Annotated in this window: 18 protein-coding genes; 4 read left to right on the top strand and 14 right to left on the bottom strand. The window is 43.0% G+C overall.

The annotated features are described in order from the left end of the window. Positions 1-45 precede the first annotated feature (45 nt). The 3 genes from MHI15_RS20825 to MHI15_RS20815 are packed head-to-tail and all read right to left on the bottom strand — an operon-like array spanning position 46 to position 1,411. The gene (locus tag MHI15_RS20825; protein WP_341164785.1) at positions 46-576 is read right to left on the bottom strand and encodes a GNAT family N-acetyltransferase; all 531 of its coding nucleotides are present in this window, start codon (positions 574-576) and stop codon (positions 46-48) included. A 27-nt stretch (positions 577-603) separates the two neighbouring features. Continuing rightward, positions 604-1,032, bottom strand: coding sequence for a GNAT family N-acetyltransferase (locus tag MHI15_RS20820; RefSeq protein ID WP_076184843.1), 429 nt, complete (start codon positions 1,030-1,032; stop codon positions 604-606). A 25-nt stretch (positions 1,033-1,057) separates the two neighbouring features. Next, complete coding sequence (locus tag MHI15_RS20815) at positions 1,058-1,411, bottom strand: VOC family protein (RefSeq protein WP_036677380.1); 354 nt, start codon at positions 1,409-1,411, stop codon at positions 1,058-1,060. A 191-nt stretch (positions 1,412-1,602) separates the two neighbouring features. On the opposite strand from MHI15_RS20815, the gene MHI15_RS20810 reads away from it, so the two are divergent. After that, on the top strand, positions 1,603-2,919 hold the full coding sequence (locus MHI15_RS20810; RefSeq protein WP_076184980.1) for a TrkH family potassium uptake protein: 1,317 nt from the start codon (positions 1,603-1,605) through the stop codon (positions 2,917-2,919). 57 nt (positions 2,920-2,976) lie between these two features. Here MHI15_RS20810 and MHI15_RS20805 read toward each other — a convergent pair whose 3' ends face one another. Then, positions 2,977-3,252, bottom strand: coding sequence for a hypothetical protein (locus MHI15_RS20805; RefSeq protein ID WP_076280402.1), 276 nt, complete (start codon positions 3,250-3,252; stop codon positions 2,977-2,979). Between the two features lie 178 nt (positions 3,253-3,430). Here MHI15_RS20805 and MHI15_RS20800 point away from each other — a divergent pair, with 178 nt between their 5' ends. The 3 genes from MHI15_RS20800 (at position 3,431) to MHI15_RS20790 (ending at position 6,347) form a co-directional block, all read left to right on the top strand. Beyond that, on the top strand, positions 3,431-4,663 hold the full coding sequence (locus MHI15_RS20800) for an aminopeptidase (protein ID WP_076281757.1): 1,233 nt from the start codon (positions 3,431-3,433) through the stop codon (positions 4,661-4,663). Between the two features lie 44 nt (positions 4,664-4,707). Then, a complete protein-coding gene (locus MHI15_RS20795) occupies positions 4,708-5,937 on the top strand; it encodes an aminopeptidase (RefSeq protein ID WP_076126659.1) in 1,230 nt (409 codons plus the stop codon). Between the two features lie 227 nt (positions 5,938-6,164). Further along, complete coding sequence (locus MHI15_RS20790) at positions 6,165-6,347, top strand: hypothetical protein (RefSeq protein WP_076126661.1); 183 nt, start codon at positions 6,165-6,167, stop codon at positions 6,345-6,347. A gap of 74 nt (positions 6,348-6,421) precedes the next feature. Here MHI15_RS20790 and MHI15_RS20785 read toward each other — a convergent pair whose 3' ends face one another. The 10 genes from MHI15_RS20785 to MHI15_RS20740 form a co-directional block, all read right to left on the bottom strand. After that, on the bottom strand, positions 6,422-7,114 hold the full coding sequence (locus MHI15_RS20785) for an AlkZ-related protein (protein WP_341164784.1): 693 nt from the start codon (positions 7,112-7,114) through the stop codon (positions 6,422-6,424). Positions 7,115-7,139: 25 nt separating this feature from the next. Then, a complete protein-coding gene (locus tag MHI15_RS20780) occupies positions 7,140-7,712 on the bottom strand; it encodes a TetR/AcrR family transcriptional regulator (RefSeq protein ID WP_076190237.1) in 573 nt (190 codons plus the stop codon). Further along, entirely contained in the window at positions 7,713-8,429 is a 717-nt protein-coding gene (locus MHI15_RS20775) for an MBL fold metallo-hydrolase (protein WP_341164783.1), read from the bottom strand. A 98-nt stretch (positions 8,430-8,527) separates the two neighbouring features. Continuing rightward, entirely contained in the window at positions 8,528-8,995 is a 468-nt protein-coding gene (locus tag MHI15_RS20770) for a DUF6773 family protein (RefSeq protein WP_341164782.1), read from the bottom strand. A gap of 2 nt (positions 8,996-8,997) precedes the next feature. Beyond that, positions 8,998-9,201: a helix-turn-helix transcriptional regulator gene (locus MHI15_RS20765; RefSeq protein ID WP_036676881.1), complete on the bottom strand. Its 204-nt coding sequence runs from the start codon at positions 9,199-9,201 to the stop codon at positions 8,998-9,000. Between the two features lie 1,612 nt (positions 9,202-10,813). Then, the gene (locus MHI15_RS20760) at positions 10,814-11,416 is read right to left on the bottom strand and encodes a nitroreductase family protein (protein ID WP_076099095.1); all 603 of its coding nucleotides are present in this window, start codon (positions 11,414-11,416) and stop codon (positions 10,814-10,816) included. 222 nt (positions 11,417-11,638) lie between these two features. Next, positions 11,639-12,415: a phosphate ABC transporter ATP-binding protein PstB gene (gene pstB, locus MHI15_RS20755; RefSeq protein ID WP_036687516.1), complete on the bottom strand. Its 777-nt coding sequence runs from the start codon at positions 12,413-12,415 to the stop codon at positions 11,639-11,641. Positions 12,416-12,453: 38 nt separating this feature from the next. Then, on the bottom strand, positions 12,454-13,350 hold the full coding sequence (gene pstA, locus MHI15_RS20750) for a phosphate ABC transporter permease PstA (RefSeq protein WP_036687518.1): 897 nt from the start codon (positions 13,348-13,350) through the stop codon (positions 12,454-12,456). Next, positions 13,347-14,249 carry a phosphate ABC transporter permease subunit PstC gene (gene pstC / locus MHI15_RS20745; RefSeq protein WP_036687519.1) on the bottom strand — a complete coding sequence of 301 codons (903 nt, stop codon included), beginning with the start codon at positions 14,247-14,249 and terminating at the stop codon, positions 13,347-13,349. Before pstC ends, pstA begins: the two co-directional genes overlap by 4 nt. A 90-nt stretch (positions 14,250-14,339) precedes the next feature. Then, a complete protein-coding gene (locus MHI15_RS20740) occupies positions 14,340-15,275 on the bottom strand; it encodes a phosphate ABC transporter substrate-binding protein PstS family protein (protein WP_076126671.1) in 936 nt (311 codons plus the stop codon). Between the last annotated feature and the right edge of the window lie 89 nt (positions 15,276-15,364).

Here is a 15,364-nt window from a genome sequence, read left to right as displayed (position 1 = left end):
CGAAATCATAACCTTTATTCATAAAAAAAGGATAGGGTCATCAGATTAAATCTGACACTCTATCCTTTTTTCTTTTTGGAGAATTTTGCTCATATAATACTCATCCACCCACTCACCATCGACAATAAGAGATTTCCGCTTCGTCCCTTCGATTTCAAACCCGCTCTTGGTATACAGCCCCAAAGCAGCTTGATTATGGGTCATGACGGATAACTCAAGACGAACAATCCCATTGTTCATAGCCCAGATGTCCATCTCCCGGAACAGGCCAGCCCCAATCCCATTCCCCTGATATTGTTTCTGAATCCCAATCACTATGTACGCGCTATGTGTATTGCGTCTAACACTTCCACCTCTAACAGACAAGTAACCTGCCAAATGATCGTCAACCTCTGCCCCTATAAGAATTGAAGTTTCTGCTGCCAGAAAGCTTTCGAGCATTTCTTTGACCTGACAAAGACTAGCTTGTCTTTCATCCGGTTCCAATAACATAAATTTGGACTCTTGGTCTAACTGATGCTGAAGTCGAAGCAGTTCACCTGCATCCTCCGGCACCAGTTCTCTAAGTGTAACCATCATATCATCACTTCCAATCGTAAATAACTATAAATACTTCTTGAATACCTTACTGGAGCTGCTATCATAACCAAGAATTTCGTAGAAACGATGCGCTTCTTCTCTCTTTGCAGCACTTGATAACATAATCTTAAGGGCTCCCTTGGAGATTGCTACATTCTCGGCATGTCTCATTAGCATTGCGCCATACCCTTTTCCTCGTACTTTTTCAGCCACAATGACTCTTTCTATGACAGCAAAGGGCCTATCGTCACACAAAGCATCCATACAAAAATGAAGATGTAACGACCCGACAATTGTTTCTTGTTCTTCGCACACATATAGAAAACTCTCCGGATGATCTGCGATCTGCTTCAGCCGCTCAGGAGATACATGAATAGCTGGATGCTCAGGCAGCAAAATCCGATAAAGTTCTTCAATGAAGGTAGCGTCTTCGGGCACTGCTTCTCTTATCATTCGTCTACTCCCTTCTATACAACGATTAACAACGACAGACCATGATCACATTTCCATCGGGATCTTTAAAATTAAACCAATGATCATGCTCAATATCCGTGAGAATCTCTCCTCCGTTGGCCTTTACATAATCATAAGCAGCATCAATATCCTCGGTGTTAAGATGAAACGAAGGGATGTTTAGAACAGATTCAGCGGTGTAAATCTTACTGTCCAAAACGATGCCCGGTCCCTGCATAGGGACTACATATAAATGACCGAATAATACCTCTCCATCTAATGGGAGTCCAAGCAATTGGCAATACCATTGTTTTGATTTCTCAATATCCTTTACCGGAATAAAAACAGCACCAATCTGATTCAGAATCGGACTTATAATCATTAAGAAAGCCTCCTCTTTTAAGTTGACGGATAGGGTGTTATTCTAGAATAATTCGATAAAATATGTCAATTACCTCCCTCCATTTAGGGAAGGGCTGGTAAGTTGTGTTATAATTCTGTGAGCATTACTCCAATATCACGTACGTCAGGAGAATTACATTGGCTAACCTGAACTTCGGTGGTTTTAAAATGACCCCACCCAAAGTTTTATCACTAGGATTCTTAATCCTTATCACTGCCGGGACTTTTCTGCTTAGTCTCCCGGTCTCCTCAACATCCGGACAAATATCCTTTATCGATGCCTTGTTTATGGCGACTTCAGCCACTTGTGTAACAGGCCTTGCGGTCATTGATACGGGAACTCAGCTAACTACCTTCGGACAAGTTGTTCTACTCATTTTATTTCAAATCGGAGGATTAGGCTTTGTAACGATGGCTACTTTGATTACCTTGGTCCTTAATAAACGGATATCCTTGAAAGAGCGAATCCTTTTGCAAGAATCCATGAACCAAAATTCGATGCAGGGAATTGTACTCTTAATCCGTAGAGTCCTGATCTATTCTCTTGTTATTCAGCTGTCGGGGGCCGTGTTGTTTGCTGGAAGGTTTATGATGGATATGCCCTTTGGGAAAGCAGCATATTATGGGATTTTCCACAGTATATCTATCTTTAATAATGCAGGCTTTGATCTCTTCGGTGATATTCATGGGCCGTTTAGCGGACTTACTCGTTTTGTAAATGATCCCATTGTTAACTTTACCTCAATGAGTCTCATATTTCTTGGAGGGATTGGTTTTATCGTTCTGTCTGATCTTATGGACTTTCCTAAACGCAGAAGACTCACTCTTCATTCAAAGGTTGTTCTTTGGACTTCTCTTATATTGATTGTTATTGGTGCGGGGCTGTTTTTTTTACTGGAGTTTAATTCTACGCTGAAGCCCTTGAGTGCAAGCGGAAAGTTTTGGGCGACCTTTTTACAAGCGGTAACTCCGCGATCTGGTGGTGTCACCACCATTGAAGTTCCACTTTTACGGCAATCTACACAATTTCTGATGATTCTATTGATGTTTATCGGAGCTGCACCTGGGTCGACGGGTGGAGGAATCAAGATCACTACATTCGCCGTACTGGTTACTGCAGTAGCTGCGCGATTACGGGGGAAAGAAGATATTGTAATGTTCCGCCACCGGATCGCTAAAGAAAATGTATATAGAGCCCTTACTATCACATTAATGTCTCTTATGCTGCTTGTCATCGCTACGATGTTATTATCCTTAACCGAGAGCGCTGAATTTCTAACTGTACTTTTTGAAGCAGTATCTGCTTTTGGAACCTCAGGCTTATCTATGGGCCTTACTCCGGAACTGACTACGGCAGGAAAGGTTCTAGTGATTATCCTGATGTTTATGGGCCGGACCGGACCACTTACACTTGCTTATGCTTTGAAACCAAAAGGTAGTAAAGAACTGTACCGTTACCCAGAAGGTAAGATAACGATTGGATAATCATGATATGGCCAGCGGCTACCAGATAATGCCGCTGGCGTCATATCAATAATATTATTATTCTTCCACGATTTCTTGTTGATCAAGTGCAGCATCCAGCAACTGATTGTACACATCATCGTTATTCTCCAGCAATGCATCCGTTTCTAAGAACTGTTCCTCGCTCCCAGGCTCACCCGCAAAGCTTAGACTGTAATCCCATTCCGTTCCTCTTGTACTGAAGAAAGTGATTTCATATGGAGCCTTATGATTTTCGAGAGTGAATACAGTCCTCCCTACATAACTTTTATCTTCTTTACGGCTCATTTCAGCACTTACGATCTCTAAATTCATCCACTTATCTTCCTTCCTATCATCAAATCAGCTACCCTTTCAGTATATCATTGAAATGAATGTAATTCCTTCTCTTTGCACTGTAAATTCCACGTAATTGACTTTTTTCATCCGGCGGTTAATAATTTAGTACAATGCTTGTAAAGTACTAAACTATTAGTAAATGGAGGAAATTACAATGACTGATTTTCAGGCTAAGCTTAGTAAATATGCAGATTTAGCTGTACAAATAGGTGTTAATGTTCAACCCGGGCAAATTCTAGTGGTGAATGCACCGATTCTTGCCGCTGATTTCGTACGTCTAATTACCGCTAAGGCATATGCTATCGGAGCAAGTTTAGTTAAGGTGAACTGGAGTGATGCAAGCATTACACGCCAACAGTTTGAACACGCTGCACCAGAGGTATTCACTCAGCCTCCTACTTGGTACGCAGGTGAAATGACTGAATTCGCCGAAAAAGGTGCGGCTATCCTTAACGTGATCGCTGAAGATCCTGATGCACTTAAAGGTATTGATCCAGTACGTATCTCCAATTTCCAAAAAGTTCGCGGAGCTGCCCTCACCAAATATCGTGAAATGCAAATGTCCGACAAAGTGAGCTGGAGTATTGTAGCTGTTCCTTGTCAAGCTTGGGCGGATAAAGTATTCCCTGAGGTTCCAGCCGAAGAACGTGTAGATAAACTCTGGGAAGCCATTTTCCACACCGTGCGTCTTGACCGTGAAGATCCAGTAGCTGCATGGCAGGAGCATCTTGACACCTTGGAGCAAAAAGCGAATGTACTCAACGCAAAAAAATATAAAAAGCTGCATTACATAGCACCTGGCACTGACCTTAGCATCGAGCTTCCTGAAGGCCATATCTGGGCACAAGGAGACAGCATTAATGCAAAAGGTCATTCTTTTGTAGCCAATATGCCTACCGAAGAAGTCTTCACTGCACCACTAAAGACTGGTGTTAATGGCACTGTAAGAAGCACAAAGCCACTTAGTCATGGCGGCAACATCATCGATGACTTCTCTATTAGCTTTGAGAACGGCCGTATTATAAGTGTTACTGCTGAGCAAGGTCAAGAAGCGCTAGAGCACCTCATTAGCATGGATGAAGGAGCGAAATACTTAGGGGAGGTTGCCTTGGTTCCTCATAAATCCCCTATTTCTGAATCCAACATTCTTTATTACAACACATTGTTTGACGAAAATGCTTCTAATCACCTTGCTATAGGTATGGCTTATGCCTTCTGTTTAGAAGGCGGTAAAGACATGAATCCAGAGCAGTTAATTGAGCATGGTCTCAACAATAGTGTAACCCATGTGGATTTCATGATCGGGTCAGCTGAGATGAACATTTACGGGATAACTGCTGATGGAACTGAAGAACCTGTCTTCCTGAATGGAAACTGGGCGTTCTAATTTAAGCACACAAGAGATACAGGATATTGGGAGGAATAGAAACTATGTTGGATTTCAAGCAAAAGCTGGAGAATTACGCATTGCTGGCCGTGAAGATTGGCGTTAATATTCAACCGGGTCAGACACTCGTTGTGAATGCAGATATTGTATCCGCAGAGCTTGTGCGACTTGTGGTTCGTAAAGCCTATGAAGCCGGCGCGAGACTTGTAAAGGTAAATTATAGTGATGAAGTTGTATTACGTACACGTTATGATCTTGCTCCATCCGATTCCTTCCTGGAGCCGCCGCAGTGGCAAGCCGATGAATTAGAGGATCTTGCTAAAAAGGGAGCCGCATTTCTAACCATTATCTCCGCTGACCCAGATCTTTTAAAAGGCGTTGAACCTGGAAGAATTGCCGATAATCAACGTATCTCTGGGCAGACCCTAGCACCTTATCGTGAGTACTTAATGGGGAATCATGCGAGCTGGAGCGGCCTTGCCTTCCCATCAGCCTCTTGGGCAGCAAAAGTGTTCCCTGACGCTCCATCAGAGCAGCAGGTTGAACTATTATGGGACGCCATCTTTAAAGCCACACGTGCGGATCAGGAAGATCCTATTGAAGCATGGAGCCGCCATTTAGATGGACTCAAAACTCGTTGCGCTTCCTTGAATGAAAGTAAGTTTCGCAAGCTGCACTATACAGCACCTGGTACAGATTTAACTATTGAGTTGCCGGAAGGACACATCTGGTGTCAGGCTGGAGCTGTGAACGGTAAGGGCGTCCCTTTCTTAGCCAATATTCCTACGGAAGAAGTGTTTACTGCCCCTCTGAAGTCTGGTATTAATGGTAAAGTGAGCAGCACTAAGCCACTTAGCTACGGCGGCAATCTAATCAATAACTTCACGCTGACCTTTGAGAACGGTAAAGTGATTGATTTTACTGCTGAAGAAGGCGCAGAAACTTTGGCATCACTAATCGCACTGGATGAAGGCTCTTCCTATCTTGGTGAAGTTGCTTTGGTGCCTTTCCACTCTCCGATTTCTGAGAGCGGTATTCTTTATTACACTACATTGTATGATGAGAATGCCTCCTGTCATTTGGCTTTAGGTGCAGCTTATGCCTTCACAATTCAAGAAGGAATTACGATGACTAAAGAACAGCTGTTGGAAAAAGGAATGAATCAAAGCCATACCCATGTTGACTTTATGATGGGCTCACCTGAAATGAATATTGACGGAATTAACGATGATGGAACAACAGTACCTATCTTCCGTAATGGGGATTGGGCTTAAGGTATAAACAACACCCGTTAGATCCTAGATAGAACCAACTTCAAACAACCCGCTTAGCTCTCTAATTAGAGAGTAAGCGGGTTGTTTTTGTTTTAACAGCAACATTTCAGGTGGTAAAATGCCCAAATTTGAATAAAAGTTCAATATTTGTTCACACTATTGTTGATTTCCGTTCACAAATATGTCACAATACAGTTAAGGATTGAATTTCCAAGGAGGGGATTATCATGTTGAGAGACCCAGTATCCAAAGAAGTTGACAGCCTCGAAGAAGAACAGCTAGAAATTCAACCACCGGTAGATTCAAGAATTGTTGCATCTAATGCTATTAAATACACTGCCTATGTTATGCTGCTTTTTGGATTCTTGTATTTCCTGATTGCTTACTTGGCGCCTATGTTGGAACCTTAATGTGATGGATATAATTTTATTGGAAAACGCTTACGGTTAATCACTCTCTATGGAGCAGTGATTAACCGTTTTTATTAATTCCATGAGAATGCTTTGTTTGTCCAAGCTATTGCTGTTGGCGACCATACCCCGTTCATCTTCGTTTGTATCCAAGCTATGGCCTCTTCTCTATCCCCTTCAAAAGCGGATAAACCGTTATCTGACATCCAGTGACTGACCGTCTCGAACGAGGTACTGCTCCAACCATTTACTTCACCTTCATCATTCAGGCGTTGCTTGATGCCTGAGATCACCATATCTAACGATCTTTGTAGCTCAGTAACCGCGTTATCGAAGGCTGTTTTCTTTTCTTTTGCCTTCATATCAGCCTCTGCCCGAAGTTTACGTGTATCAATGCCTTCATGTTCACGAACAATCTGCAGTAAGGTCACAGCTTCTTTACTAGCCAACCCATCCTTATACCGCTCTTCAATAGATTTGGTACTGCCTACTGCTGCTACAAATGCCGGAAACCACTCCCTTGAGACCAAAATAGCCTTTTTCTTAATAAACTTTCCGTATCCTGCAAGACCCTCACCTGGAAACTGCGCACGCCATGACCACGGATCTAAATCTGTTCCAGTATGCCAATTCTCGGGCTTAGTTAAGCCGTTTAAAGACGGGTGCCCGGGAATCAGCGCAGCAAGCGGTAAAATCCCCAATTTCGCAATAATCTCTGCTGTTTCCCCATAAGTGGTGACACTACCTTGTTCATATTCCTGACCCATTCGTTCATCATCTCCTAGATCTAATTTAATCTGATTTCATATTTCCAATTCCGGTTATAAAAGTGCTAATCAAGCGGGTTAGACTCTCGTTAGTATCGAGCGCCATACCAAATCCACCCTTTTGCTCCAAAGAGGCGAATCCATGTAGGATACTCCGTAATCCCCTTACGGCATGAAGTTCTCCTTCTTCACCTAATTGATAACTCTTCATCACCTGAATTATAAACTGCAAAATATGCTCACCAGCCGCTTCAAGCTCCGTGTTCTCCTGTTCAGGCGCTCGTAGTGTAGTCTCATACAAACCTGGTCTACTTCTAGCAAAATCCACATATGCTCGGCCCATCGCGTGTACAGCAGCATCTCCATTTAATCCCTCAGCTGCGTTCGACATGCATGTAAATAATAACTCTAAACCGTAAATTGCGAGCCCAGTCCGCAAATCCTGCAGGCCATTTATATGGTTATATAGTGACGGGGAACGAACACCTAGTTTAGCTGCTAGTGCAGCCAAGGTAACAGCTTCTATACCTTCAGCATCGGCAATTTCTGCTGCTCTAATCACTAGCGTGTGACGATCTAATCCTGCTCTAGGTGACATTTAATTACTCCTATCCTGAATCATTTGTGCCTTACGTATGGCTTTCTCCATCTCCTGCTTTGGCGCTTTAAGTAAGTTGCCGTGACCCACAGCAAGTAAAGCTGGAGAGAACTCTAGAAGCTTAATCGCACTATTCAGAGCTTGAGCTTTATTCCATGTAGCCATTGCTGGAAAAGGAAACAGGGGGATGATGGTTCCAGCCACCGCAGTTCCCCCGAAGGTCTGAAGAGCATCCCCCACGATTACAGCACCGCTGCGTGAATCAAGGAAAGACATAGAGCCGGGGGTATGTCCTGGAGTGTGAATCGCTGATAATGAGCCAATGGTATCCCCTTCGTGGAGAAGGACGTCTGGCTTGGTAGCTATCTTCTTCGGCACACCTCCCTTAATAGGGGTCTGAGGTTCTCCTTCCCGAAGTGAACGATCTCCACGTAGTAATGCCGAATCTCGCTCAGAGATGTACACCTGAGCCTCTGGACGTTGCTTTTTCAGTCCATCCAGTGCCCCAATATGATCATCATGCGCATGCGTTAAGATTATGCGTGTAAGCTTCTTATTTAGCTTCGCTTCGGTCTCCATAATTCCTTTTAGACTAAATGGCATAGCGGCATCTATTAAAGTCAATCCATCGTTTTCCTCAATAATGTAACAATTCACTGGAAAAAAATTAGGCATCCAAGTCAACTGCAATAAATGACCTTCACGTGTTACTCTCATACTTACCCCTCCGATAAACTAATGGTATTAGCTTAAATATAAACTAATAACATTAGTTTTGCAAGAGGTGGTTATCTTTAATCTTTAATCTTTAATCTTTAATTCTCAATGTTCTTGTCAGCATTTTTGTTGGATTTATTAATTATGTACCACATCGCCCAAGTGATCCCTATGAAAAAAACAACCGCCCCCACGAGAGTACTCGATATATTTTTTCTAATATCCACTTCTCCCGCTTCTCTAAAATCAAGCAAAAATGTTAGCGTGGCCCAAATAATCGTGCTGATAACTCCCGATATTAAATGAATCTTCTTAAACCGTTTGAGTTCTCCTTCCTTACTTGGCAGCAGGTATATCCCATCTTTGACACAACGAACGGTAACATACAAGCAACCTAACAGCATAATCCCAAAAGTATCAACCCAATATTTGATGTCCCACTCCAGGATAAATACTTTTACCAAAAGGCTAATCATAAATCCCACTAACACAATCAACAATCCGTGCGTACTAAACTTCTGAATTTCTGTGATAATTCGTTCGTCTTTAATCTTTGGCCCTTTCACAACTAATCCTCCCAAAAAATATCGTTTAATGACGTATCTAACGCCTTGCAGATGGCTATGCACAGCTTAATCGTTGGATTATAGTTACCAGCTTCAATCAGGCCGATCGTCTGCCGTGTAACCCCTACAACTTCCGCTAACTGTTCTTGGGAAAGATTCTTTTGGATCCTAGCCAGCTTCAACTTGATGTTTTTGTTCTCTCCCACTCCATAACCCCTTTTAATGTTTGTCATGCATTCCATTTTCCACCATTGTAATCTATATCGGTCATTATGTACATTATATATTGCATTTAATTGGTGGGATCAACGTTTGACTTTAGGATCGACGTGTCATATTAGGATCGACGTTTCTTATTAAGATCAACGTTTCATATTAGGATCCAGACTTCATTTTCCATTCCCTCTCCGTCAGGAAATACTTTCTCCCCACCGTTGGATCAAATGGTGAAGAGTGATTGTAACTGAGTCCATAGCCAGTCAGTTGCGATGCCTAACTCGCCGCCTTTGCTAGTATGTAAGCACACTTTTGCCAATGGTTCGGACTCAGATGACCTTATTTCTCCAATTCGCACTTTTTAGGCGAGCTATCGGACCCAATTGCAGCTATTTACTCATAACCAAACAGATTCTGCGCCTCTACAAGGTAATAAGAGCTATGCGGTCCGATACATCTGCAAAATGACTCAAAAAACTCAAATAGCTGCAATACGGTCCGTAACATACTGAGGGTCTTTAGTTAGTTTGGGTTATTCGCCTACTTGAGCCTACTTGATCTTCAATAGCTTCATTAGCTTCAATAGCTTCATCAAATTCTTGAGGTTATCTTGGCTCTTTTTACTTTTTTGACTACTTTTGTGACTTGAGTTTCTTTGCTTACTTGGGTTAATTCGGTAACTTGGACATCATTGGTTTGGTTCTTAGGTTACTTTGGGTTCTTGCGCGATTTGAACTATCCCCCATGCTTGTGAACACACTTTTGCCGATGGTTCGGACTCAGTTGATCTTATTTCACCATTTCAAACGTTTTAGGCGAGCTATCGGACTCAGATGCAGCTATTTACTCAAAACCACACTGATTCTGCGACGTTACATGGTAATAAGAGCTATGCGGTCCGATACATCTGCAAAATGACTCAAAAAGCTCAAATAGCTGTTATACGGTCCGTAACATACTGAGGGTCTTTAGTTAGTTTGGGTAGTTTAGGTTAGTTTGGAGTTAGTTCACATATTCGCCGTTGCATCGGACTGAGGAGTCCTTATTTCGTAGATTTGCAGCTAATTGACGTGCTATCGGACCCAGTTACAGCTATTTACTCATAACCACACCAATTCTGTACAGTTGCATGGTCATAAGAGCTATGCGGTCCGATAGATCGGCAAAATGACTCAAAAAGCTCAAATAGCTGCAATACAGTCCGATACGGAGATTTGTAGGAAGCCCACAAGAGGTCAGTAGGATATCACTAGGAAGCCACTAGGAGGTCAGTAGGAGGTCAGTAAGAGGTCAGTAGGAAGCCCGCAGAAGGTCAATAGGAGATCACTAGGAAGTAAGTAGAAGGTTGAGCCACATAAGCAGAGGACCAGCAGCGAAACGTGATCAGCACCCAGCAGCCCTTCCCCCCTCACCCGACTACGGCTAGTCTAAGCAACAAAAAAAAGCATCCCTAAGGATACTTTTGATAATTCGACGCTTATGATCTTTCGATACTTTTGATCTTTCGACGCTTTTTCGATACTTTTGATCTTTCGATAATTATGATCTTTCGATCTTTTTGATCTTTCGCCGCTTTTAATATACGAATGCCTTCGACTTTCCTTATTCCACTACGCCATTCTCTGGATAGAAGTCTACGATCTTCAGCAGCTCCGAAGCGTCTGTGCGTGGACGGCTGTCAGGTACAGTCTCCGGATATCCGGCATGGATCATGGCTACAATTTTTTCGCCGGGCTTCACACCAATTTTAGTGCGGAATTCAGGGTTGTTGATGTATGGATCAGTCTTCCAAATCGTTCCTACACCTTGCTCCCAAGCTGCGAGCTGGAAGTTCTGTACAAGTGCGGACGCTGCTGCAAAATCCTCGTCCCACTCTCTCTGCCGAGGATCTTCAGGCATCACTACGATTACTGTTAATGGAATATTCGAGATATATTCTTTACGTTTAGCAGCCACTTCTGGATCAGCTATAGCACGTTTTACAAAAGCAAATGCAGATTCAGCTAGGAATTTCGAACCTTCCCCTTGAAAAGCAATAAATCTCCACGGCTCACGCACACCATGATTCGGTGCCCATACCGCTACATTTAATAATTCCTCTAAAAGGCCTTGTGGAAGTGGATCTTTTTTAAAAAGCTTAATCGAGCGTCGTTCTTTTATTATTTCGGCCACACTATTCTGTTGAGTCTGTTGAGATTGCGTCATAAGATCCACTCCCTATTATAGTAATAATGATAATCATTATCACAAATGATACAGCATCTTTCTACCTTTTGCAAATAACAGGTAACCATTCGAATCACAGGTAATTTCATTTAAAAACAACCGATATACTTCGCAGAAACTTTCGGATGTTATTGTTTCTCTGCATATTAACTCTTGAATTCACAAAAAAACACCGTTCCCGAAGGAACGATGTTCACAGCTTCAGCCGAATCGGCCCATGATATATTCTTGCGTCATTTGATTCTCTGGATTGGTAAAGACTTTATCCGTCTTATCATATTCGACAAGGGAGCCTAGATAAAAGTATGCGGTATAATCAGAGATCCGAGCTGCCTGTTGCATATTATGTGTCACAATAACGATGCGAAGCTCTTCTTTTAACTCCTTGATTAGCTCCTCTACTTTACCTGTGGAGACCGGGTCTAGAGCTGATGCTGGTTCGTCCAAGAGTAGGATTTGCGGGTTAACCGACAACGCTCTAGCAATACAAAGACGCTGCTGTTGTCCACCGGAAAGTGCAAGCGCTGAATCTTTTAAACGATCCTTTACCTCATCCCACAATGCTGCTTTGCGAAGACTGCTCTCAACAATCTCATCAAGAGCCTTTTTACCTTTAATGCCATGATACTTAGGTCCAAAAGCGATGTTATCGTAAATCGATTTATAGAACGGATTTGGCTTTTGCCATACCATCCCGATCTTCTGACGCAGCTTAATCACATCCGTACCCGGAGCATTAATATCCACTCCATCAATCCAGATGCTTCCTTTTGTTTTTGAGCCAGAAATTTCGTCATTCATCCGGTTCAAAGAACGAAGAAAGGTTGATTTACCGCAGCCGGAGGGGCCGATCAGTGCAGTAACCGTATTTTCAGCAAATGGAAGGCTTATCCCCTTTACTGCCTCATATGTTCCGTAAAAAATACTCAGGTCTTCGGTTTGAAAAGATTCACGCACTGCTGTTGCCGACGTTCCCATCGATTACTCCTCCTACATCTCTACTTTAATTTGTATGATTAGTTCATTCTTTTTGAAGCTGTAAGCTTACGATAAATAAATCTTCCGAAATAACGTGCTGCCAGATTGAAGATTAACACCATAATTACAAGCACCGCCGAAGCTCCCGCAGCAATTTGTGCAGCATCTGGAGCTAGACCTTCACTGTTGACCTTCCAAATGTGGACAGCCAGCGTTTCCGCTGGACGGAAGGGATTCAGTGGTGAATTCGCACTAAGTGGATTCCAGTTAGTGAAATCTAATCTTGGACTACTCATCCCTGCTGTGAACATCAACGCAGCTGCTTCCCCAAAGACACGGCCAGCGGACAAGATAGTACCTGTAATAATTGTAGGTAATGCTACCGGAAACAACACCGAGGTAACAATTTTCCACTTTGACAATCCTAGTGCAAAACCGGCCTCTTTTTGTTGTTTTGGAACACTACGGAAAGCTTGCTCTGTAATCCGCACCATCAGCGGTAGATTAAAGACCGTCAATGCCAGCGCACCGGAGATTAAGGAGAAGCCTAGATTGAAATAGTTAACAATCAGCAATAGACCAAACAAGCCGACTACGATGGAAGGAAAAGATGACAATACTTCAACAATCAAGCGAATAAAGCCGGTAATCTTACCGGGACGAGCATATTCCGCCATATAAATACCGGCACCCAGTCCAAGCGGAACTGTAATAATAAGTGTCAGTACCAACAGGAATAAGGAGTTAAATAGCTGCGGTCCGATCCCTCCACCTGCACGAATCTTTTGCGGTGCGGAGAAAAGAAAATCCCAACTGATATGGCTTAAGCCTCTAAAGAGGATATATCCCAAAAGTCCAAGTAGAATGGCAACGATGAGCATCGCGAAAAATACAATAAGACTGGTGGCAATTTTATTTACGGTTCTCGGCTTCAAATTTTATTTCTCCTTTCAAGCATTCTCACAAAGAAGACAAATACGAAAGTCATCAACATGAGAACCAGTGCCATACTCCACAGTGCATTATTGTGAGGTGAGCCCATGGTCGTGTTCCCCATACCGAGTGTGATCACACTGGTCAAGGTAGAAGCTGACTCAAAGAGTGATTTTGGTACGAATGGCGCGTTCCCGATAACCATTTGTACAGCGAGTGCTTCACCGAAAGCACGAGCCATTCCCAATACAATCCCTGTCATTATGGCAGGAAAGGTTGTTGGAATAATCACCCGCGAAATCGTCTGCCACCGGGTGGCACCAAGCGCATAGGAAGATTCTTTTAAGTTTTGCGGCAATGAAGCCAGCGCGTCTGCAGCCACGCTTGTAATCGTCGGAAGAATCATTACCGAGAGCACAAGCGCGCCTGCAGCTACCCCGATGCCTTGGCCCGGCAGGTTGTTGCGTAAAAACGGTACAATTACACTTAATCCGATGAAACCATATACTACCGAAGGAATCCCTGCCAAAAGCTCAATAACAGGTTGAAGTAATTTTTTGCCCCACCCTGGAACAATCTCAGTCATAAATAACGCAGCGCATAAGCTAAGTGGACTAGCAATCAATGCGGCAAGCAAAGTAACCAGGAAGGAACCCGAGATAAATGGAAAAGCTCCGAAGGAAGGCGTATCCGCTTCAGGCGACCACTTTGTACCGAAGAGAAATTCAGAAACTGTAGCATTGCCACTTGTGAAGGTTGAAATTCCTTTAGACGCTACAAAATATACCATCGATACAATGATTGTTATCAACAGTAATACACAGAAGGACATATAAGTACGTCCAACAAAATCTTCAATATGATGTTTTTCGAATCGTGAGTTCTTTAGTTTCACCCTCAATTGCTCCCTCTTTCTAAAGTGAAAAGAGAGGCAGATGTATCCGCCTCTAATCACTTGAGATTCTAATCAATAACATTGCCTAGAATTAAATTACTTAGCGGTAACAGTTCCTGCAACGTCGCGAACAACTTGCATTTTAACAGCTGGGATGTATCCAAGTTCAACAACTTCACCTGTTTGCACTTCGTCAGTTAAGAAAAAGTCGAGGAATGCTTTTACTGTTGCATTAGGTTCACCATTTGTGTACATATGCTCGTAAGCCCATACTGGGTATTTACCAGAAACAACATTGTCAACAGATGCTTCTACACCGTCAAGACTAAGTGTTTTAATGGAATCATCCAGGTAAGAAAGAGCAAGGTATCCGATTGCCCCTGGAGTTTCACCGATCATTTTCTTAACCGTACCGGAGGAATCTTCTTGAATCGAACCTGGGATATCTTCTGTTTTGGTTCCAAGTGCAAAGCTTTCAAAGGTAGCACGAGTACCGGAGCTGCCTGGACGGTTGATGATTTGGATTTTTTGATCCGCTCCGCCGACTTCAGACCAGTTAGTGATTTTACCAGTGAAAATGTCCACCAGTTGTTGTTTAGTCAAGCTATCCACACCAGCATCAGGATGAGATACTGCTGCGATCGCTACTACTGCTACTTGATGATCTACGAGTGCTGCTGCTTTTTCCGCATCTGCATCTTTTAATTTTTCTTCTGCGAATACGTCAGAGTTTCCGATATCTACTTGTTTCTCAGCTACTTGAGTAAGACCAGTACCACTGCCACCGCCTTGAACTTGAATGTCCACGCCAGTGTTTTTATCCATGAAATTCTCTGCTACCAGCTCAACCAAGGGTTGTAATGCTGTTGAACCTGAAGCCAGAATCGAACCACTTATTTCAGCGCCGCCGCTTCCTTCGTTAGTTGCTGCAGCGTTTCCTCCCGTGTTGTTAGCCCCGCCGTTACCGCAAGCCGATAGTGCCAGTACGCTTGTTAAAGCCAAAGTCATGATCCATGATTTTTTGAATTGCATTGTTTTGTCTCCTCCTAAATGGTTTGTTAGCATGGCTCCCTGATCAGTTCATACCACCAAACTGGCTTCGAAAGCTTTAACATGGTGTT

Origin of the sequence: Paenibacillus sp. FSL H7-0918 (assembly GCF_038007025.1) — a bacterium.
Classification (GTDB): domain Bacteria; phylum Bacillota; class Bacilli; order Paenibacillales; family Paenibacillaceae; genus Paenibacillus_AQ; species Paenibacillus_AQ odorifer.
The sequence above is the reverse complement of the archived record's forward strand: the minus strand, read 5'-3'. Positions and strand labels throughout refer to the sequence as shown.